The sequence below is a fragment of the Paenibacillus tritici genome (assembly GCF_013204885.1).
GTDB lineage: Bacteria > Bacillota > Bacilli > Paenibacillales > Paenibacillaceae > Paenibacillus_AQ > Paenibacillus_AQ tritici.
Window position 1 is genome coordinate 120961 of the sequence record NZ_JABMKX010000003.1, and the last position, 22129, is coordinate 143089.

General features: G+C 53.9%; 16 protein-coding genes and 1 riboswitch. Of the genes, 4 read left to right on the top strand and 12 right to left on the bottom strand.

The window, feature by feature from the left end:
* Positions 1-88: 88 nt before the first annotated feature.
* Complete coding sequence (locus HQN87_RS06000) at positions 89-3565, bottom strand: LPXTG cell wall anchor domain-containing protein (RefSeq protein ID WP_173129268.1); 3477 nt, start codon at positions 3563-3565, stop codon at positions 89-91.
* Between the two features lie 275 nt (positions 3566-3840).
* Between HQN87_RS06000 and HQN87_RS06005 the strand changes: the two genes are divergently transcribed.
* Positions 3841-4599, top strand: coding sequence for a YwaF family protein (locus tag HQN87_RS06005; RefSeq protein WP_367272664.1), 759 nt, complete (start codon positions 3841-3843; stop codon positions 4597-4599).
* Between the two features lie 147 nt (positions 4600-4746).
* Here HQN87_RS06005 and HQN87_RS06010 read toward each other — a convergent pair whose 3' ends face one another.
* The 5 genes from HQN87_RS06010 to HQN87_RS06030 form a co-directional block, all read right to left on the bottom strand.
* Positions 4747-5178 carry a peptidylprolyl isomerase gene (locus tag HQN87_RS06010; protein WP_173129271.1) on the bottom strand — a complete coding sequence of 144 codons (432 nt, stop codon included), beginning with the start codon at positions 5176-5178 and terminating at the stop codon, positions 4747-4749.
* Positions 5179-5303: 125 nt separating this feature from the next.
* On the bottom strand, positions 5304-6638 hold the full coding sequence (lysA, locus tag HQN87_RS06015; protein ID WP_173129273.1) for a diaminopimelate decarboxylase: 1335 nt from the start codon (positions 6636-6638) through the stop codon (positions 5304-5306).
* Positions 6639-6830: 192 nt separating this feature from the next.
* Positions 6831-8474, bottom strand: a complete 1644-nt coding sequence (locus HQN87_RS06020; RefSeq protein WP_436836460.1) for a spore germination protein — start codon at positions 8472-8474, stop codon at positions 6831-6833.
* A 1172-nt stretch (positions 8475-9646) separates the two neighbouring features.
* Positions 9647-10072, bottom strand: coding sequence for a stage V sporulation protein AB (locus HQN87_RS06025; protein ID WP_173129276.1), 426 nt, complete (start codon positions 10070-10072; stop codon positions 9647-9649).
* 2 nt (positions 10073-10074) lie between these two features.
* Positions 10075-10734, bottom strand: a complete 660-nt coding sequence (locus HQN87_RS06030) for a stage V sporulation protein AA (protein WP_173129278.1) — start codon at positions 10732-10734, stop codon at positions 10075-10077.
* A 187-nt stretch (positions 10735-10921) separates the two neighbouring features.
* Between HQN87_RS06030 and HQN87_RS06035 the strand changes: the two genes are divergently transcribed.
* The gene (locus tag HQN87_RS06035; protein WP_173129281.1) at positions 10922-12100 is read left to right on the top strand and encodes a hypothetical protein; all 1179 of its coding nucleotides are present in this window, start codon (positions 10922-10924) and stop codon (positions 12098-12100) included.
* 163 nt (positions 12101-12263) lie between these two features.
* On the opposite strand, the gene HQN87_RS06040 is transcribed toward HQN87_RS06035, so the two are convergent.
* Positions 12264-13226 carry a DMT family transporter gene (locus HQN87_RS06040; protein ID WP_173129284.1) on the bottom strand — a complete coding sequence of 321 codons (963 nt, stop codon included), beginning with the start codon at positions 13224-13226 and terminating at the stop codon, positions 12264-12266.
* 128 nt (positions 13227-13354) lie between these two features.
* Positions 13355-13501: riboswitch (FMN riboswitch) on the bottom strand.
* Between the two features lie 463 nt (positions 13502-13964).
* Between HQN87_RS06040 and HQN87_RS06045 the strand changes: the two genes are divergently transcribed.
* Positions 13965-15143 (top strand): PstS family phosphate ABC transporter substrate-binding protein, encoded by a 1179-nt coding sequence (locus HQN87_RS06045; protein WP_173129286.1) that lies wholly within the window; start codon positions 13965-13967, stop codon positions 15141-15143.
* Between the two features lie 317 nt (positions 15144-15460).
* Here HQN87_RS06045 and HQN87_RS06050 read toward each other — a convergent pair whose 3' ends face one another.
* The 5 genes from HQN87_RS06050 to HQN87_RS06070 form a co-directional block, all read right to left on the bottom strand.
* Entirely contained in the window at positions 15461-16939 is a 1479-nt protein-coding gene (locus HQN87_RS06050; protein ID WP_173130139.1) for a carboxylesterase/lipase family protein, read from the bottom strand.
* Positions 16940-16958: 19 nt separating this feature from the next.
* Positions 16959-18119 (bottom strand): AI-2E family transporter, encoded by a 1161-nt coding sequence (locus tag HQN87_RS06055; RefSeq protein WP_173129289.1) that lies wholly within the window; start codon positions 18117-18119, stop codon positions 16959-16961.
* 132 nt (positions 18120-18251) lie between these two features.
* Positions 18252-18983 (bottom strand): SDR family NAD(P)-dependent oxidoreductase, encoded by a 732-nt coding sequence (locus tag HQN87_RS06060; protein ID WP_173129291.1) that lies wholly within the window; start codon positions 18981-18983, stop codon positions 18252-18254.
* A gap of 51 nt (positions 18984-19034) precedes the next feature.
* Entirely contained in the window at positions 19035-19844 is an 810-nt protein-coding gene (locus HQN87_RS06065) for a GNAT family N-acetyltransferase (RefSeq protein WP_173129294.1), read from the bottom strand.
* Positions 19845-19950: 106 nt separating this feature from the next.
* Positions 19951-20310 carry a (2Fe-2S) ferredoxin domain-containing protein gene (locus HQN87_RS06070; protein WP_173129297.1) on the bottom strand — a complete coding sequence of 120 codons (360 nt, stop codon included), beginning with the start codon at positions 20308-20310 and terminating at the stop codon, positions 19951-19953.
* 126 nt (positions 20311-20436) lie between these two features.
* Between HQN87_RS06070 and HQN87_RS06075 the strand changes: the two genes are divergently transcribed.
* Positions 20437-22041 (top strand): AraC family transcriptional regulator, encoded by a 1605-nt coding sequence (locus tag HQN87_RS06075; RefSeq protein ID WP_173129300.1) that lies wholly within the window; start codon positions 20437-20439, stop codon positions 22039-22041.
* The last annotated feature ends 88 nt before the right edge of the window (positions 22042-22129 follow it).

Below are 22129 nucleotides of genomic sequence, written 5' to 3' on the forward strand. Positions count from 1 at the left end.
CCTGCTGCTAATCATGTCTATCTTTGGTGAACCTCTGGTCAATCACTAATCTATCTCTGGTCAATCGCTGATCTATCTCTGGTCTGCCCTAATCCTGTTTGCGTGTTCTGCGGAATACCCGGCTGAGTATGAAGCCTGCGAGAATCAGGCCCATCCCTGTCAGGTAGATCGGCAGCGGGCTGCTCTCCCCTGTCTGGGGCAGCGTACCGCTACCATCTGTACTGGAGAGGGTTCCCTTAGGGACTTCCTCATCTTCAGCATCCACAGTGCCGAGCGGGAGGTCCTCATCAATAGCTGTCTCCGTCTCCGTTACAGTCGGCGCTGGAGTAGCTGACGCTGCCGGAGCCGATGGCTGCGCTGTTCCAGGCAGGCCCGGGCCGGCTGGAATCTCAGCATCGTCAATGATAATGCCTGGCGTAGACGTACCTGCCGGTGTAGGAACTGGTGTAAACACAGGGCCAACCGGCGGTGCTGTAAGAGCAGGAGTAACCCCTGGACCCACTGTATCTGTCGGCACTGGCGACGGAGCTGTTGTCGGAACTGGAGTCTCTACCGGTGTATCCGTTGGTACCGGTGTGACTGCCGGTGTCGGCGTAGCGGTCGGCTGAGCCGCAAGTGTATTATACAGCGTCAGATTCAGAGCGGCTGATGAGCCAATAGTCACCGGATGCTCGGTAGTATCCAGCACGTAGCCTGCAGGCGCTACTGTTTCAATCAGGATATAGCTTCCCAGCCATATGTTGTTGAATACAGCCCTGCCTGCCGCATCCGTGGTACGGGTATTCACCAGCACACGGTCGCTTCCATTCAGGCGGTAGAGCTCATAGGTTGCTCCGGCCAGTGATTTGGTTGTGTCGCCTGCATCCAGCTTATGAATGTTCAGCGTACCTCTGACCCCGCTGCCGGTTCCAGATCCGCTGGATACACCTACAATAACCTCTGTAGTGGTATCCTTATTGACAAGCTTAACATTATTGCCGCTGAAGTTAACGCTGTTGACCAATTTATCCCCTGTGTTCGCTACGATCAGCGATTGATATTCAAGCACATAAGCGGAATGAATATCCTGGAGGAAGCTAAGGACAAATGTCTGCTTGCCTTGTGCATCCGCACTTATATTCAAGCTGTAATCCGTATCCTTCACCAGCTTGTCACCGCTCTTCGTGATCTCTCCGTTCGCGGATGTTACTGTGCGGTACAGTTGGAAGCTGTCAGGCAACAGGATCTGATTCGTGCTAGGTACGTCAGTAATAACGGCATTCTTGACATGGGACTGGGTGCGGTTGATCGCAATCGTCCAGTTCAGCTTATCTCCGTTCTGCACACCTTTTTTGAACACATATTCGTCCCCATGCGGGATGTCTACCACAGCCTTCAAGTCTTTGGAGACCTGCTTCGTGCCATCCAGCAGCTTCGCCGTATTGGCTACCTTGGTTCCAATCAGTTGTCCTGCCAGGCTGGTCTTGAATACCACATAATAGGGCGAATTAATGGCGTTGGCAAAATCAACCCTCAGCTCATTGTTACTGCCCACGCTGTAGCTGTACTCATTCCCGTTAACCTCAGCACCCGGGCTATGGGTTCCGTCCTTCGCAATGTTCATCTTGAAGATCTTGAGTGAACCCGGCACCAGGGACTGTCCGTCGCCCAGTACATCTGTAACCCCGGGATTAGCGATGGCTTTGCTGTTGTAATTGACGCCCACGGTCCAGGTCAGCTCTTTGGAAGAAGCATCATAGGTCCCGGATTTGAACCCATTGTTCTTCACCTCAGGATTAGGAATGAACTTCCCGCTGGCTTCCGTCCACTGTGCTTTGTTCTGAGCGTCCTTCCAGTCAATCCGTGCGACATTGATGAAATCATTCGTATTGCCGGTAAGCCAGTCATTGCTGAATTCTGTCTGATAACTAATCGTATAAGTTCCAGTAACCGGTGAGTTGAACTTCACCTTGAAGCCATCGTTGGGCTTAACCGGCGAATTCACAAGCAGGGTATAGGCCGAAGGGTTAACCACTGTACCGGATAGGGTACGGACTACCAGTGAACCCGGGATAACTTTCTGTCCGCCCTGCGGAAAACTGTCGGTAACCACCACTTCGTTCATCGGATAATTATCGCCGTTGAATGTGATTTTCCAGTCCGTGGTGTGTGTATTGTAATTCACGCCGGACAGATTCTTATAGATAATAATAGGCCGGATCAGTTGAGTCGCCTTGCTGCTGTAGGTACTGTCAGAGACCGTGTTGGTGATCTTGGTATCGCTGAACACACGGTCTGCGGCTTTAGTCGTATATTCGATCAGATAAGCCGATTTCACTGTATTCTTGAACTCCAGTCTGAATCCATTGCCGGATGCGTCAGTAACAGGGCTTACAGTGTAGTCTGTACCTGCGGTCAGAGCTGGGCCTTTGGCTGCTTCTCCCGCTGAATTCAGGGTAACAGGATAAATCTTGACCGAATTCTCGACCAGCAGCTGGGAAGGATTGAACACATCCGTCAAAACCGCATTCTCCGGGGAGATCGTCCGGTTATTGTAATTGTATTCGATGGCCCAGTTAATGGTCTGAGTGCCCCAGTCATAGCGGACTGCTTTTTTGTTAAGGCTGCCGCCGCGTTCTATAACGACCGTATCCGAAGCGCTTACCGGGTCACGGCCATCTCCTGTGAAGGTTGCCGTATTGGTGAAGCTGGACAAGTTGTCATTGACTACCTGTGTCGTATAGGCAATGCGGTATGCTCCTGTAATCACGGGGTCTGTGAACCGAAGTGTCAGAGCTCCCCCGGAGACGTCCACAGTGTATTTGCTGCTGTCTACAAGCTGGCCTTGCGTTACCGTGCCGTCTAGCAGAACATTCAGCTGGTACACTGCAAGGGTAGCCGTGCTGTCCAAGGACAGCCCTGCCGGGATCGGGTCGGTCACAGCCGCATGGCTGACCGGCTCCAGTCTTTTGTTAACATCGACCGTCCAGGAAATATGATCTGCGTTGAAGCCGCTGGAGATCCCCTTCTTGGCAATAGTTGAACCTACTGTAGGCTTGAACGATACCGTAATCGTCTGCACACCGCCGTTCACCGGGAACAGGATCTGCTGGACGATGCTGCCGCTGATCACTTTTTTATCAAATTGGGTATTAATACGTAAGGTGCCCTGAACATTGGCATGACTCTCAATGTAGTCGTTGAAGGTCATCACTACCTGATGTGTGGACTGGTTGACTGTGAAGGTACCTACACTCCCGTCCTCCGATTCCAGTCCGCCCTGAATATCATTGAACAGCTGGAATTGCTCAGGAAGCTGGAAGGTGAAGCTGTCTCCCTGGCTATAGCCATGATCGTTTGGAAGCGCCCAGGTATAATCCAGCACCACTGTCGAATCCACATCGTAGACGCTGCCGGTCACCGTCTGGCCATCCGGACCATATACCGCCATGGACACACTGGTAATAATGTCCCTGTCCTGTTCAATCGCCGCCGCTGTAACCTGCTGGGTGAACCCCAGGCCATAGGCAAACTGTACGAATAACATCATCAGGACCACTGCCAGGCTTGTTCTTTTTTTTACCATTTTCCTATAATCCCCCGTTCTTTCGTTTGTTCTGAAGCAAGCATGCTAAAAAGATGGCTGTACGCACCGGTAAAGACACACTCCACCTGAAGTCTCGTTATGTATACGGGCTTAGAGTCCATCTTATGTAAATAAACCAGTAAACTTGACTTTTCTGTCCATTACATACGATATATACTTATATCACCTAAGAGTAGAACTTTAGAATCAGATATAATTAAATTTAAGCAAAAATATGTTTGGTAATTTATCTCAGGATTCAAGGAGAGATTCCAGTGAACCGGAATTTATTTTGGGACCGTCCCCATGACAGCGATTTCGTAATGCTCTCAGCCTCACATCTCATTGCCCTGTCTGTGATTGCCCTGTGCTGCCTGATGCTCTTCGCAGCCCGCTTCGCACTGCGCCGGCATTCCGGCCTGCGGCTATTCGTACGCCTGCTGCTGATCCTGCTGCTGGCCGCTTCCGAGGCAGGCCTGCATGTCTGGTATCTCTCCCAGGATAGCTGGAGTCGCAGCTCCTCCCTGCCGCTGGAACTATGCGGTATTACCCTGCTCTTATCCATAATCATGCTGCTCACACGCAGCAGGCTGCTGTACAGCTTTCTTTATTTTGCCGGGATCGGCGGTGCATTCATCGCTCTGCTTACGCCTAATCTGGTCTATCCGTTCCCGCATTTCCGCTTCCTGCTGTTCTTCATCGCCCACGGTTCGATTATTCTCGCGTCCTTGTATATGACCTGGGTGGAAGGATACAGGCCTGCCTGGCGGTCGCTGCTGTTCACTATGCTCTGCCTGAACCTTGTCGCCGCCTGTGTGTATGCCGCCAACGTACTGCTGGACTCCAACTATATGTTCCTGATGCGCAAGCCCAGCACCTTCTCGGTGCTCGATTATTTCGGCCCTTATCCCTACTATCTGCTGGTGGAAGAAGGCTTCGCCTTGGTCATCTTCCTCCTGATGTTTCTGATTTTCTTCAAGCTGCCGGAGCTGTACACCGCCCGCCGCGCCCACGCAGGGAGAAGAACCTTGTAGAGTTGGTTGTCCCGCTTCACGCCTACCTCCAGCGATACCAGAGGAATTAGCACCCAAAAAAGCACCCGGCTGGATAACCCAGCCGGGTGCTTTGGCGATACCGAGGAGAGAATAAATCTCCCCTTCGGCCTCTATAGCTTACTTGTATTATACTTCTACAACTTCAACGGTCACCATCTTGTCGCGGCCTTTGAAGGCGTCAACCTGGTCCATACCTTCAACCACTTTGCCGAATACAGTGTGTACTCCGTCCAGGTGAGGCTGTGGAGCATAAGCGATATAGAACTGGCTTCCGCCTGTGTTCTTGCCGGCATGGGCCATAGCCAGGGAGCCGCGCTCATGCTTGTTAGGGTTGATCTCACAGTTGATGGTGTATCCCGGGCCGCCGGCGCCGGTTCCGTTAGGGCAGCCGCCTTGTGCTACGAAGCCAGGGATGACACGGTGGAACAACAATCCGTTGTAGAAACCGTCTTTAGCCAGCTTCTCAAAGTTTGCTACTGTATTAGGCGCATCCTGATCGAACAAATCAATCAGTACCACGCCGCCGTTTTCGAGTGTAATTTTCGCTTGCTTAGCCATATGTAAATGACCCCTTTCGAAATGACAGATGTAGAACACTTTTATTAGTTTACTATGAAACGGGTCACAAAGCAAAGCAAGCGGGAAGTCTTCCCGCTTGCGGCTATAGGACTGCCCCTGCGGGCTTATTTGGCAACGGCCTGTTTGGCAATACGTGCAGGTACAAGGTCATTGGCCACGATATCCTGATGGGTCTCGCGGCGCACAACCAGATCACTCTGCCCGTTCTGTACGAACACTACCGCCGGACGGCGGATGCGGTTATAGTTGCTGGCCATGGAGTAATTGTAGGCGCCTGTGCAGGCAACAGCCAGCAAATCGCCGCTCTCCACCTTGGGCAGCTCTACATCCCAGATAAGCATATCTCCGCTCTCGCAGCACTTGCCGGCAATGGATACAGTCTCCTCGTTCGGCTCCGTCGCACGGCTCGCCAGCAGCGCTTCGTACTTGGATTCATACAAGGCCGGACGCGGATTATCCGTCATGCCGCCATCGACGGCTACATATTTGCGTACACCCGGGATCTCCTTGCTGGTCCCCACCGTATACAGGGTCGTTCCGGCATCGCCTACGATGCTCCGGCCCGGCTCCACCCAGATCTGCGGCAGCGCATCGCCAATGCCGGTGAAGTACGTCTTCACTGCCTCTGTAATCGCTGCGACATATTCCGACACTTCCAGCGGTGTATCGCCATCCACATAACGGATTCCGAAGCCGCCGCCCAGGTTGACTACAGGGAAGCTGATCCCCAGCTCTTCCTTGACTTTACGCGTGAATTCAGCGATCCGTTCAATGGCAAGCTGGAAGCCCTCAGTCTCAAAAATCTGCGAACCGATATGGGAGTGAACCCCCAGCAGGTTCAGATTGGCCTGGCTGTCTGCCTGTCTGACCGCTTCACTCGCCGAACCGTTGCCGATATCGAAGCCGAATTTGGAATCGGTCTGTCCCGTAGAAGCATACGCATGATGGGCATGGGCTTCCACCCCAGGTGTGACGCGCAGCAGAATGTCGACGGTCACTTCCTTGCGGGCAGCAATGGCCTGCAGCAGACGGAGTTCTACCAGATTATCGACGACAAAGCAGCCGATCCCCGCATCAATGGCCATTTCAATCTCATCCGGTGTCTTGTTGTTGCCGTGGAAGTGAATGCGTTCTGCCGGGAATCCGGCTTGCAGTGCGGTGTACAGCTCTCCATCGGAAACGACGTCCAGCGACAGCCCTTCCTCATCGGCCAGACGGCACATAGCCATCGTTGAAAAAGCTTTGCTGGCGTATGCCACCTGGAAGCCAAGACCCGACGCGGTAAATGCCTCCATGTATTCACGGCAACGGCGACGGACTAATTGCTCGTCCACTATATATAGCGGTGTACCGTACTCCGCTTTCAATTCTGTTACATCACATCCGCCGATCTCCAAATGTCCTGCATCGTTAATTCGGCTCGTCCCGTGTAAAAACATTGCGCAATCCTCCAGTTTCTGTGGAATGATCTGTTCCACCCTGTCTATTATATGTTTTGGAGCCCCGCAGCGTTCCTGAAAAAGGTCTCCAGAAATGAGATCCGGCTTATTACGGGGCTATTAAGTATATTCAGTATAACAGACAATGGGAACTCCATAGAATGGACTAATTTGCAGTTGTTTTGTATTTTCCTACGACTTGTGCTCATCTTCCTTGACAGGAGCCATACGGGTATTATCCCTTGTTTTGTTGAAGGATGGCCTTGTTTTGGAGCTGAGCACCGGCTGGCGCAGGAGAATTTCAGCCATGGCCTTTGCATTAAACGGTATAAACGGCCACATATAAGGAGAATTGTAGGAGCGGTGAGTGGTCAGCAGCACCACCAGCAGCGTCGTCCCGATCATGAAGCCGGGAATGCCAAAAGCAGCCACCGCGAGCAGCAGCCCCAGACGGACAATCCGGTTGGCCAGCCCCAGCTCATAGCTCGGTGTTGCGAACATCCCTATCGAAGCTACCGCCATGTAGAGCACCACTTCGTTCACGAACAATCCGGTCTGTACAGCGATATCACCGACCAGGATCGCTGCAATGAGCCCCATCGCGGAGCCGAGCGGAGTCGGGGTATGCACCGCAGCCATCCGCAGCAGATCCACCCCCAGCTCAACGATCAGAAACTGGGCAATGAGCGGGAGGTTAGCCGACTTTTGCGGACCGATAAAGTCCAGCATGGGCGGCTTAAGCTCCGGATGAAGAACCATCAGCATCCATAGCGGAAGCAGGAACATCGAGGCAAAGATACCCAGAAAACGTACCCAGCGCAGATAACTTCCCATAAAAGGGGTCTGGCGGTTCTCTTCCGCATGCTGGCAGAGATCGAAGAAGGTTGTCGGCAGAACCATAACACTCGGCGAAGTATCGACAAAAACAACTACCCGCCCCTCCAGCAGATGGGAAGCGACAATATCCGGCCGTTCCGAATAACGGACCAGCGGATAAGGGTTCCAGCCGCCGCCGACAATGGCCTCCTCAAGCTGCTTGTCCGCCAGGGGAATGCCGTCGAGATTGACGCTTTTCAGCTTATCGGTCACCGCCTGCACCTGGGTTTTGTCCACAATATCGTCGATATAGGCTAAGCAGACATCCGTCCGCGTCCGCCGTCCAATCTGGTGCATCTCCAGCTTCAGCCCGGGGTCGCGGATACGTCTCCGGACCAGGGCGATATTGCTCAGCAGGGTCTCCGTGAAGCCGTCTCTTGCTCCGCGGACCACCCGTTCAATCGTCGGTTCATCCGGGCTCCGGGAAGGATACGAACGGGTATCCATGATGATGACCTGCGTCTCCCCTTCAATGAAGAACACGCTCATGCCGGATAACACTTTGTTGATGCTCTCGCTGAGCAGCTCGCCTTTCTCAACCTGGACATGGGGAATATACTCGCTCATGAAGCTGGCGAACACATCGGTCGATAGATTATCCGGGGTCAGATAGGTCAGGCGCTTCAGAATTTCATCAATAATCGTGTCCTTGGCGAACCCGCTGATGCAGAGCAGCGCCGCACGGCGGCCGGCAAACGACATTTCCCTGAAGACGATATCAAAAGAGGAGCCCAGTCCCATGACCTCGGTCAGCGTTCTGTGGTTATCCTCCAGCACCGGCGAGATTTTGTCGTGGCCCTGCCAGTACTTAATGGACTCCTCCAGGGAGTCGGACCGTTCATTGTCCCGTTTCTGCTGCAAAAGATCCTGGGGCTTGCTTGCGGAATCCGCGCCCTGTTTGGATTTGGCCTTCTTCGGGGCCGGCTTCTCCGGCTGCCTTGGCAGGCTATTACGCCCCAGCTCGTCCTCTTCATTCTCCGGCTCTTCCTCATCATCCCCGAATAATCTGGCAAAAAAGCCTTTGTGGCTCTTGTCCTCCGTCTGCGCACCCAGCTCATCCGAGGCTTCTGTATCCTGTTCCTGGTCTCCGGGAGCGGCAGAATCCCCAGAGTTATCTGCCGCCTGCTGCGAATCGTCTGCCGCTTGGCCTTCAGACCCGGCATCAGCAGAATCCTCCTGCTGCTGACCGGACTTGCCCAGCTCATCTCCGGCTTCCATATCCTGACGCTGTCCGTCCTCATTCCCGGAGCCGTTCCCGGCCTCTTCCTCCGCCCCGGCGTCATCACCAAACAGACTGCTGAAGAATCCTTTGACACCTCCGCCGGACGCTGCCTGATCGTCATTACTTCCGGCAGCGTCACCGGTTCCGCTCTCCGCACTGGCATCATCTTCGGCAGCAGCGTCACCTGTAATTGAGCTGTCCTTCGCGCCTGCGGCATCTGACCGATGTCCGGCGCTTGCCGCACCGCCTCCGGCTTCCTCCCCGCCTTCAGTCCGTGCAGCGCCAGCCCTGCCGATGCCGTCAGCCTCTGCGCTGGCGTAGGGTGTGTTCTCCTCGACGCCTTCAGCCCGTGCTGCGCCTGCTCCGCCGCTTCCGTCAGCCTCTGTGCTGCCGTAGACCGCGTTCTCCTCCGCGCCTACGGCATCAGCACCATGCCCCTCGCTCTCCTCGCCGCTTACGGCATCTGACCGATGTCCGGCACTTGCCGCACCGTCTCCGGCTTCCTCCCCGCCTTCAGTCCGTGCTGCGCCAGCCCCGCTGCCGGGATCAGCACTACTCCCCTCGCTCTCCTCGCCACCTACTGCATTTGCGCTATTCCCTTCGCTTGCCGCTCCGTCTCCGGATTCCTCGCCGCCTTCAGCCCTTACTGCACCAGCTCCGGCGCTGCCGGGATCTGACGCAGCATCCAGGCCCGATGGGCTCTCCTGCCCGCCCTCAATCGGGCGGGTCACGGCTTCAAGCTCCGCCGATGCCTCCATCTCCTGACCCCGCCCGCTCCCAGGCACCGGAGTAGGGTCTGCCTGTTCCGGCGCATGCTCCTGTCTCTTTTCCAGCGCCGGCTTGTCTTGCTTGGAATCCGCCTTCACCTGATCGCCGCTATGAATATACCTAACCACCCCGCCGCCTCCTTTTACTGTTGATAGACAAACCAGTCGAACAACGATCCCGCCACCTTGCCGCATACCATCGCCATCAGAAGGCCGAACAACATATGGGTCATATTCAGGCGTTTGGCCAATATAGGCAGGACGTTCAGCACCTCCGTCAGCGCAGCAGCCAGCATGCCGATGAATACTCCGTCGAACAGGCCGACCCCCAGCTCGATGAGAGGCCCCGCCGACATTTTCCAGTTCCAGAAATCACTCATGGTCCCCAGCAGCGAACCCCCGACCATGGCTCCTTCATACCAGTGAACCTTGTCGTAGGAAGAGGTCAGCTGCGCCAGCCGGGGAACCATATCCAGCACGATGAATAACGCGATCACCCCGCCGCCCACAGCAATCCCTCCGGCAATGCCGAGCAGCAGATGAAGTCCGAGCGATAATTGTGCAGTCATGCTCACTCCCCCTGGTTACCGGAGGTGCCGTCTCCGCGCCGCTGTGTTTTTCTGTACTCCTCATTGACTACATATTGGTCGATATTCTTCTGATACAGGAACATCTCCACCTCAAGGGGGGTCGGCTCCTCGTTCCATTTCTTTTTGAACAGATGATTGAAAAAAATCACCATCCCAAACCCGATGCCCAGCGAGTAGGCGATCTGAAACACATAAGGATGCTCGTCCCTGCGGCCGGTCAGCATCTCCACAATCCGGATCTGCACCTCCTGCATGCTGACATCGGCATGGAAATTCATAATCGTCAGCGCCGAGCCGAAGAACAGCAGCAGCCACACTAATACGAACAGAGCCAGGGAAGGCTTGCTTGCCGTCGCAGGACCTTCAATCTGTACAATCGTCCGCCCTTCGCCGATCGGCTGAATCTCCGCATGGGGGAACAGCTCATGAATCCGCGGAATGACGGTCATCAGATCAATCAGAATCAGATTGCCGTCACTTTGCTGCGGCTGGATCAGAAGCAGCGAATATAGCGGCTCCCGCCACTCCGGCTCAGTGATCAGATAAGCTACATCACGCAGCATCACCCCATGGCCTTTGGGCACCGTAACCCGGTTCTTAAGCTGGATATAAATGACTGGAGCCGTGTGGTCAGGGTTCATCTGCGGCGCCTCCTCTAGTTAGGGTGTGAAGCAGGTGAAACGGGAAGAATAACGGTAGTATGGGAGAAAAGGCTTATTTTTACTCTTGAAGTCTGCAATTCATCTATACTTTGGGGGCAGGCGAAACTTTTTCTGCAACCGGACCGTCTATATTAACAGTTATTTACATAGAGAGGATGGAAGTCCAATGACAAAGACATGGCATGGTCCGTTACGGACGGTTATTATTGCATCTATGCTTCTGGGGTTCGTATCACCGCTTACCGCACATGCAGCAGAAGAGATTTATGTATACGATTCCTATACCAGCAAGAGCAGCGGTGTCCGGCTGTATTCGGTGAGTCAGGTAGACGGGGACAAGTACATCAATGCAGTCATTGCCCGGCAGCCGGACGGGACGTACGCCAAGTGGCAGGAGCCTTTTCAATATTTCCGGAAGAATGACAAAGGAATGTTGCAGTTAACGGGGAAGGATGATCCGGAGCAAGCTTATATGTACGATACACAGAGCCAGTCCATTGTGCGGCAAAGCGACTACACCCTCTCACCTGACGGCCGCTGGGGGATTCTGGAGCGTTCACGTTACGCGCGGGTTCCGGCTAATACATCAGACACCCTATATGAATACACGGCTAAATTTAATGATCAGTATCTGAGAAATACGGCAACCGGCAAAGTATCCGTCTATCATTCCACCACGAGCTACTATCATGCCTTATGGATTAACCAGCATACCCTGCTTGAGAGCGGATATAATGAGGCTGCCAGGCAGAATGTAATCAGCACTTATGACCCGTCCACCGGGAAGCGGCACGAGCTGCTGAAGGGTACCCTGAACAACTGGAACCTGACGAAGGGCATCCTCCAATATGTCAAAAACGAACCAAAACGTCAGCCGTGGATCTACAGCCTGAAGGACGGATCATCACGGCTGGTCAAAGACTCTAGCGAACTAGAAGTCCTGTTCCCTGTCTCTCCATCCCCGAAGCCGGAAGCCTCCTTGCCGCAGGATATGGTGCTGAAGGACCTGCCTGTCATGGAGATGCCCATCACTTTAGCCTATGAATATAATGTGAATCTGGACGGGGCAAGTGTCGATGTATCCACGATATTCTCCGAGGGCGGACAAGACTGGATACCCGTGAAGCCGCTTGCCGCCGCCCTGGGCTGGAAGCTGGAAGTGATGAATATTACCCAGACGGGCGATCCTTCTGCCGCTTACATCTATAAGATTACGAACAACGGCAGAGCTGCGGTTCTTACGCCTGTGAACAGCTTCAATTTGGCCAGCAGGCTGTATATCGCACCGGCGCAGTTGAAGGAGCTCGGCTACAAGAGCATCAAGTTAACGCCTTACTTGAAGTAATAACGCGTTTCACTAGAGCATGAGTGTAATGACTCTATAGACTTACCCCTGTCTCCATAGCAAAAAGAGGATGTTCCCGGACGGCGCGGCCGTATAGGAACATCCTCTTTGTAGTGTGGCAAAGTCCTGGGGTCTGTCCCCTCAGACTGCGGCCATTCGGAATTTAGTTAGGTTTGAGTGTCTCCATCTGGCCCCTCTGCTGGTTGGAGATGAAGAACAGAGCCGTCCAAATTAAGGCGAAGCCAATGATCTGCGGCAGGGTCACGAGCTGGTGATATACTACCCAGTTGATCAGAATCCCTGTCATCGGGAAGCTAAGTTCGGCCAGCGTGGCTACCGAAGCCTTGGTGGTGTTCAGTCCCTTGTAGTAGAGCAGCATACTGAGCAGTCCGGGCAGCAATGCCTGCAGCAGCAGATTAATGGCTACAGCAGCCGAACTGCCTATTCCGCCGGTCATCTGCCACGGGGCGCCCTCCATGCTGGTAATCACGAACAATAACGGCAGCGCAAGAATGAAGCGCAGCGAGGTTACCGTCTCGTATTTCATCGAACCGAGCAGATAACGGCCCATTACCGTGGAGCCGCCCCATAAGGCGGCAGCGCCAAGCGCCATAAGACTGCCTACGCCCATGAAGCTGTTCACATGGCCGAAGGGAATCGTCCAGCCGAAGGTCAGCAGATAGGTTCCGGCCAAGGCAACGATAATCAGCGGTGCGAAGTTACGCGGCAGGCGCTCTTTAAGAATAACAGCGGCAAGACCAATGGCGAACAGGGGCTGAAGCTTTTGCAGCAGCAGCACGGCATTGAAGTCTCCGCTGGATAAAGCCTTGGTGAACAGAATCGTAGCTACGGCTGAGCCGCCCCATGATACAACGAGCAGCGCCGCAGTCTGGCGCAGGCGGACGCCCTTCAGCTCGGCGCGGTTGCGCCAGAGTACCGGAGCCGCCACCAGAAAGAGCACAACATGCTCAAGCAGTACAATCTGGGAGGAGGTCAGCGATTTCAGCAGGATAATCCGGAACAGCGGGTCAACACCCCATAACGCCGCCCCCAGAACCACCAGCCAGAACCCGCTGCGCACCGGTGCGGTGCGGACTCCTTGGGATGAAGCAGATACATTACTCATCGTTCATTCTCCTTGTCGATACAAACCCTCGATAAGAGACCAAAAGCCCCCGCGTCTCCTGGAAACAGGACAAACATCGGGGGCCATTATCAATAAAGACAAACGGAATACACCCGTCGCCTTTATCTTATGATCCTCTCCCATCCGGACTTTACCGTCGGCTCTGGATTGTCACCAGATCAGTCGCTCCTCTTGTGATAGAGTAACGAGTCGCGGGCTTAGTTCGCTTGAACATCACCGCCGGTCAGGAATTTCACCTTACCCCGAGAATCTTGTATTCTGTTATTATTTTCACAACCTCAGGATAACTCCGTTTCTTCATTTCGTCCAGCTTTTTATGAAAAAACATCAGAGTTTTTCATTTCACAATCATTCCAGCATTCCTTAAAAAGCATTTCTTATATAAGACGCACTTAAGTTTTGAACTTGAAGCTTCGTCGTCACTGCGGTGAACATTTGGACTTTCGGCCGCTGTTGTCCCCAGATTTCTTGATTTAAACCGCTGTTCGCGGGTGAAATCCGGTGACAAAGGCGGTCGCTACCGCTCCTACAGTTCCAAATTTCCCCTCCGCTTCTTTTGCTTTTTGTTATTTTCTTTAGTGCTTCTTGTAGCATGAAGAGAATACTTCATGCTCAAATCCATATTCTGCTTCATTTGGCAGAAACGCAGGCTTATTGTAGAATAGATCAGGATTGAATGAATTATCCTTAAGATCACTAATTGGCTTGGAGGTCACTGTGAAAAGATCATTTCTGACTAATCTGCTCTATTCCATTCTTGCCCTGGCCGGAATCGCCATTACCGGCTTCATCGCTTATGTTATCGCTTCATTTACCGGCGGGATGCTCTTCTATGCTCCGCTTATGCTGGTCATCGCTTCAGGACTGGCCTTATTCGCCGTGATCACTATCTTCGGCCTGTTCAGCAGACGGCTGCGCCGGATCATCCTGGCCGCTTTTGCCGGAATCTGTGTCCTGGCAGCTGCAGGCCATGAGATCAGAGAGGCTTATGTGAACAGCCTTGCTGAAGTAAGAGAGCCGGAGGTGGACCTGCACCAGTATGCGCCTTTTGAGGTGAATACCAAAGCTGCTGTCCTGGACCATAAGGCATCCTACCAGCTCACAGAGCAAATGCCCCGTCTGGATGGTGCGACTGCACTGTATCCGCTGTATTCCGCTTTTGCACAGGCCGTATATCCGCAGGATACCTATAACTCCAGCATCGAGCTTACCGGGAATGATCTCGTCCTGTGTACCAGCACCTCTGAGGCTTACAAACGGTTGATCGCGGGCAACGCCGATATTATCTTTGCCGCTGCCCCTTCACTCGCCCAGACGAAACAGGCGAAGCTGGCGGGCCGTGAGCTGAAGCTGACCCCGATCGGGCGTGAAGCGTTCGTCTTCTTCGTCAACAAGCGCAATCCGGTGAACAGCCTGACGACGGAGCAGATTAAGGATATCTATTCCGGCACCTTGACCAACTGGAAGCAGGTCGGCGGCAAGAAGGCATCCATCCGGGCCTTTCAACGCGAGGAGAATAGCGGCAGCCAGTCTATGCTGGAGCGGATCATGGGGGACCGCCAGCTCATGAATCCCCCTAAGGACAATGTTGCAGACGTTATGAGCGGGATTATCAGCCTCACGGCCAGCTACCGTAATTACAATAATGCGCTGGGCTTCAGCTTCCTGTTCTATGCCTCGCAGATGAATGCCAGCGATGAGATCAAGCTGCTGGAGATTGATAATGTCCCGCCTTCCAAGGAGAGCATCCGCAGCGGTGAATACCCGCTCACTACCGAGTTCTACGCAGTAACGGCAGGAAGCACCAACCCGAATATCGAACCGTTCCTGGACTGGATCCTGTCTGCTGAAGGGCAGGAGTTGGTCGAGAAGACAGGGTATACTCCGGTGAAATAACGGACAGCGTACAAATCCCCTCTGCAAACAAGTGGAGAAAGGTATCCTAATTTATAAGCTTTCCGAAATCGCAAGCAAGCAAGTGGAAAAACAACATTTAATCTTGTTGGTTTGGCCTCATTCGCTTAATTCTGCTTATATAAGTGCCATTTATCCATCTGCTATCCCGCCAGAGTTCATTCGTGCATCAGCAAGTGTATAAAATCCATCTAGTATCGGCTTGCATAGCAAATAAGCAGCAGACCCTCCGGGAAGTCTTTTCCGGTGAAGGGTCTGCTGCTTGTGCAAGGCGCTGCTATTCTATCAGGTATGATCACTCACCCTCTGTAATGCTCAAAAATCCGTCTGCGCTTCGCTTCGTCCGGATCTTCCACTACATGTGACACCTTATCAAACACCATCGTAGCACGCTTCTCCGGTGTATACTGCGGCCAATCAAGCTCCGGCACAGCCGGATCTCCATGGTGGGCGAAGGCCGTCCAGGCCGCCCTCATCGCTTCCGCGACTTTGGCCATTTCCGGTGTCACACTCAGGCCGTATTGCTTCAGCAGCGGGAGATTATTGAAGACATACAGAATCTCCGCGCCGTGAATGGCCTTCTCCAGCAACGGATGTCCCGGGACCGTCCAATCGAACCGGTACATCCATACGGGAGCATGATCCAGCTGCTTCTCCGCGAACGAAATCGAGCTGGCCCAGAAGAACAGGTCGGTCAGCACCTCCGCCTGCCCTTCCCAGGTATGGCTGTAATCCGAAGTCAGCTCGGAGAGGTCCTCAATACCCATCAGCTGCTCCAGGGATTTGAGGGAACGCTCAAAGCTGTCGCCTCCCTGCCCCTCACGGAAGAACAGATTTCCTTCGTGCAGATTCGTTCCGATCAGTACCGGAATGCCGCTGGCGGCGCCTTCAACAATAGCCTGTGCCGGTTCAACCGGCAGGGTGGCCTGCTCAACTACCGGCTGGAAATACATGCTCATCGAGTCACCGGACAGCTTATAAGCCATCCGGGCTGCAGCTTCCATAATCTCCGCAGCCGGGAGTGTATGCAGCGGCTGCGTGTCACCGCCAGGCTGAAGGCCCAGCTCTGCCAGGAAAGCGGCTGCGATCTGTTCCCCCTGCGGGCTGCTTAAGGTCTGTGCCGCCCCGCTCTCCATGATCGCCTGTGAGAAAAGTCCCCTCGCCGCAGGCATCGCCAGCAGCGCGGCAATGCTCATGCTCCCTGCCGACTCTCCGAATACCGTGACGCGCCCCGGATCGCCGCCGAATGCGGCAATATTCTGCTGCACCCATTCCAGAGCGGCAATCTGGTCCAGGAGGCCCAGATTGGAGCCAAGCCCCGCTCCCAGCGGGGACAGATGCATGAATCCGAGCGGACCGAGCCGGTAATTGACCGTAACCAGCACTACCCGGCCGCTGGCGGCCATGCGGGTACCGTCGAACATCGGCTGGCTGCCCGCGCCGGTGACGAAGGTGCCCCCATGAATCCAGACCATAACCGGCAGAGCATCCTCCTGCTCTGTTGCCGGGGACCAGACATTGAGGTACAGGCAATCTTCGGAATATACCGGATTGCTGCCGCCAAACCGCGTACTGCTGGTGCTCACCGGCTGAAGGCTGACCGGTCCGAAGGCCGTCGCCTCCCGCACCCCTTCCCAGGATTCCGGCGGCTGCGGCGCGCGGAAGCGCAGCTCCCCGACAGGCGGGGCAGCAAACGGGATGCCGCGCCAGACATTCACTCCGTCGCCCTGTTCCCCCTTCAGTTTCCCATAGGCTGTATCCACCAGTTGTCCTGTCATTGCACTCATCCTTTTCGCTTTATTCCTCAGCTTTTTCTTCAACCACTACTTTGTAGAGCCCTGAGCGGAAGCGGAACCACTGAAAGATATGGGTCACAACCACTTTAAGCACGGCATAGCCCGGAACCGCAAGAATGATACCGAGCACACCGAACATTTTACCGGCAAAAATAATAACAAAAATAATCGTAATCGGGTGAATCTTCAGCGATTTGCCCATGATCTGCGGCGAGATAAACTTCCCTTCGATCAGCTGGACGGCAGTCCAGACAATCACCATCTTCAGCAGCATAAACGGCGAGGTTACCATCGCTACTACCAGCGCAGGTGTAATCGCAATAGCCGGTCCCAGATAAGGGACTACAGCCGTACATGCGGCAACGATAGCCAGTACCAGGGAATACTCCAGCCCGATAATCAGGTACCCGATATACAGCAGCGCACCGATACAACAGCTCACAATAATCTGACCGCGGATATACGAGGCCACCTGGCTGTTCATTTCCTGCATGACCATCCGGGACTGCGGCTGCAGGGCGGTAGGAATGAATTTCATGAGGTAGTCCGGCAATCTTTTGCCGTCGCGCAGCAGATAGAAGAGAATGAAGGGTGTAGTCACTACGGCCAGCACAATTTCGGTCAGCGTTCCTACGAAGTTGCCCACACCGCTGGCGGCATTATTCAGGAAGGTAGTGCCCCAAGCCGTCACTTTGCCGGTGATATCACTGAGATCCGTGCCTACACTACTCTGAATCTTGTTGAATAGCTCACTGCCTGTTAGCTGGAGGAACTCCTCCTGAATTTGGGTACTGTATTGAGGGAAATTATCGATCAGTCCCATCAGCTGGGTACGGATAATGGGAATCACCATAAGCAGGATCAGCGTGATAATTCCGGCAATCACGAGGTACATGATTACAATGCCGTAAGCGCGCTTCAGCTTGCTTTTCCGCTCCATACGGTCAACCAGCGGATTCAGCAGATAATAGGCGATCCCCGAGAGCAGCAGCGGTGCTGCCACCGTATGCAGAAGCACAGACAGAGGTTTGAACACAAACGGAATCTTTGAGAATATGAGCACCGTCAAACCAATCAGCAGCGCAATCAGAAGCCCCACCACAAACTTGTTGTTCAGAAAAAACCTTTTGAATTTATTCGGCCATACTTGCCGTCTCTCCATATCCTGCCGCCCCCTTGCTGCAACACTTACCTGTTTAAGTGTGATTAAATGCACTATGTATAAGCATAGTAATCCGGTGCCTGCAAGTCAAATTTCCGGCCTGTTCCTCCGGTTCCCCGCCCGCCAGACGCTTCAACGTAAATAACAGCCATTGTTAATATCAAAAGTCGCTCCGGTGTACGCCCTGGCTCTGCTGCTCAGCATAAAAGTTACCGTACCTGCAATATCCTCCGCCAGCAGCGGCTCCGGGGTTAATTGATGCTCCCGGTATTCCTGCTGCCTCCAGGCGGGGATATGATCCATCATGGGCGTGCTGGTCATCGTCGGGGCCACGGCATTCACGCGGATATAAGGGGCAAAGTTCATGGCGCAGCTTTTGGTCAATCCGAGGACTGCCGCCTTCGTCAAGCCATACACGGCATCGGAGCTGCCTTCCTGGCCGGATAGGGAGGACATGTTGAGGATAACCCCCTGACGCTTCCGCTCCAGCAGCAGGCGCCCGAAGCCCTGCGAGCAATAGACATATCCTTTGATGTTGATATCCATCACTCTGTCAATCTCCTCCGGGGTATACTCCAGCAGACTGCGACCCAGATAGATGCCTGCATTATTGACCAGACCGCTCACATCAACATGTTCCTGCTGTATGTATCCGAAGAAGGCTTCCACCTCCACGTAATTGCTCACATCCAGCCGGTAGGTGTACAGCTTGTCTGAATCCAATTCAGCACGCAGCTCCTCCAGACGCGGACCATCCAGATCGCACGCAATCACTTCAGCCCCTTCCTGCAAGCTGAGCTTAACAATCGCCTCGCCGATCCCGGAAGCGGCTCCCGTCACAATCATCTTCATTCCCTGCAGCATCCATTAACTCTCCTTCATCTGATAATCCTCTATGAATTAACTGTTAACTGTCTATTGAAACCGCAAATCTGCAATACTGCCTGTCCGCTTGAAGCCAATCGACTGATAGACCTTGTTGGAATCAGGGTTAGCGGCATCGGCATAGAGCATAGGGGTAAGGCCGCTATTAAGCAGCTCTGCACATAATTCCGCTACAACCGCGCTGGCATAGCCTTGCTTACGGAATTCATGGAGAGTAAAGACCTCATTAATCCGCCCGTGTCTGAACGATTGATGGGCCAGATTCGCCATTGACACTGCCCGGCCCTGATCGATCCACAAACGTAGCTTACCAGAGTCTGTAACCTCTTTGGCATGGCCGAGGAAGTTCTCCGGTGCACTCTCTGTACCGAACACATCCTCCACAAAACGGGCCAAATACTCAGCAATTACCGGGATGTAACTCTCATCCGCTTGCACAAGCCTACCGCTGACATTATGCGGATGCTGCACTTGAGGGCAATGATAGGCTTCCATCAACATATGGACGCGGGCTTGCTTGCCGGTTCTCCTGGAGTAAGCCTCCGCAAATAGTCTGCCCGTCTCCGGGGTACCCGTAACTCCAGGGAATTCCCGGTCCGGCAGATTCTCCAACAGTTGCTGAACAAGGGAATTACGCTTCCCCGCATCCATCTCCGCCGAGATCCACAGCCAGGGATTGAACCCCGCCGCATGGGCGAAGATCAGATCATCCTCGGGCGTCTTGATCCGTAGCGCTTCCTTGTTCCCCGCGATCAGATGAATGAGATTATACTCCGCCTCTTCCTGCATGAATGCCTTGCTGTGCAGCACACTGTCATCCGGCCCAAAGCTTACAAACATCCGGCTTCCCCCTCCTAGAGCTTTTCTATCTATTCTAAAGCTCCCCTTGGAAAAAATAAACAGCCCGCGCTGAATTATTCCAGCGGGCTGCATTTATCCTGCACTATCACTTCTTCTTCTTACCCTTTGCCCCCTTGGGCGTTGCGGCCTGAAGGCCTTCCTCATACGTATAGAGCAGGTTCTCTTCGAGCTGTTCTCCCTTTAGGACTTTACGTACCAGGCTTTTGGCAGATTTGGGGGTGATATCCCTGTACCATACACCTTCCGGGTAAGCAATTACGACACATGCATCCGAGCATCTTCCATTGCAGCGGGTAACTGTCGTATGAATCAGAGCATCTGCTCCCTGCTTCGTGATCTCATCCTCTATCGCTTCAGCGACCTCTTCTCCCTTGTGCTTCTTGCAGTCGCTTCCGTTACAGATCAGCAGATGGCTGACCGTTCCTTGCAGATTCCAAGTCGTCATGGACTTCCCGCTCCCCTCTACTACAACTATACCCTGCTTGTCTGTAACCCTAAACTTACCTGTCTTATAGAGGATCGTCAATAGAAGGAAAGGCTGTTATACTAATACTGAGAATGATTATCAACTATGAAAAGAGTGACTCCCAACATGCACACGCCACATTCCGGCAGTACATTGCCCAATCCTCACAGCTTCTACATCCCTGTACGTGTTACGGCGCTGGATAAGGCTACTTCTAGCCGGGAGGAGGCCAGCCGGCCCTGCTCTTCCCTGCTGGTTGTAGTTACCGGAGGCAGCGGGATGATCGAGCTGGACGGAGAACGGATTCGTCTGTCCGGCGGCCATATCTTATGCAGTGACCGCTCTGCACAGATTACTCTGCCGCATAAGCTACAGGGCGTGTGGATCGAATATGCCGTGATCCCCGGCAGCAGCCACCGCTTCAGCCCGTTAAATAGCGGTGAACCGCTCCGCAGTTGTCCGCCCCATATTGGCGCACTGGCTGCACGGCTGCTAAGCGGCTGGAACCAGCCGGAGCAGAAACCGCCGTTCGCCTTGCAGTTACTATTCACGCAGCTGCTCTCGGAGCTGTATGACAGTAATCCGGAATACACAGAACAGGCGGTTCACTGGCTTGACCTTGTGCTGCAATATATAGAGTCCCATTATAATGAGGATTTGACAAGAGGACAGGCCGCCGAGCTTGCCGGAGTGAGCGCGGAGCACTTCTCCCGCGCATTCCGTAAATCCACCGGCCAGACCTTTAATGAATATGTAACCCTGCTGCGCATCCGCAAGGCCCAGCAGCGTATCCTTACAGGTGCGCCGAATCTGAGCAGCCTTGCGCTTGAAGTCGGTTACAGCGAAGGAACTTATTTGAGCCGCAAGTTCAAACAGGTCGTAGGAATCTCTCCTGCCGCCTACCACCGCAAGAACAAATCCGTTGTCTCGCTGAACTTCAATCACACCGCCAGCCTTCAGGCACTTGAAGTGGTTCCCCGTCTCGGTGTCTATTCGGCCTGGATGGAGCGAAGGCTGCCTGTTCCCTCAGGGCACAAGCTCCAGGATGAAGGCAGCAGCTCCACAGGTCTATACGACCGATTATCCTCAGCACGGCCGGATGTGATTATCAGCTATTCCTTGCCTGACAAGAACAAACAGCTCCTGTCCGTAGCACCGGTTATTGAGATTCCCTTCATGCAGATGAACTGGCGCGAGCAGTTCCGGCTGATTGCCGAAGTAACAGGCCGTAAGCCGCAGGCGGAAGCCTGGCTAAATCTCTATGATGAGCAATGCCACCAGGCTAACCAGCAGCTTGACCGCAGGATAGGCGGCCGGGGAACCGCAATCGTCTGGGAGCTGGGTGCAGAAGCAGCTTACTGCTTCAGCAGCAGCTATGGACGCGGAACACAGATTCTGTATGATGATCTGGGCTTCCGGCCACCACTCAGCCTCGTTGCGGAGGGACTCATGGATAAGGGCTACCTGGAGATGGCCTTCACCGACATCGCCCGCTATCCTGCCGACCACATCTTTATTACCTCCAGTGCCGGTGCTGCGGAAGCGCTGGAGCCGCTCCGTGCCTTTCTTCACCCTGCTGATCATCGGCATATGGAAGGCACTTCAGGCAGGAAGATCTACTTCCTGAATCAGCCGGCCATGTTCTACGGCTTCGATCCGCTCTCCTCTGAGGCCCAGCTCAAGGTCCTCCTGCAGGCGCTGACATCATAAATTTACATGGCAGGACATCACATTCAGCCCTAGTGTAAATAGAGCAAACTCTGTAGAGTGTTATTGAGAATGATAATCGTTCTACATA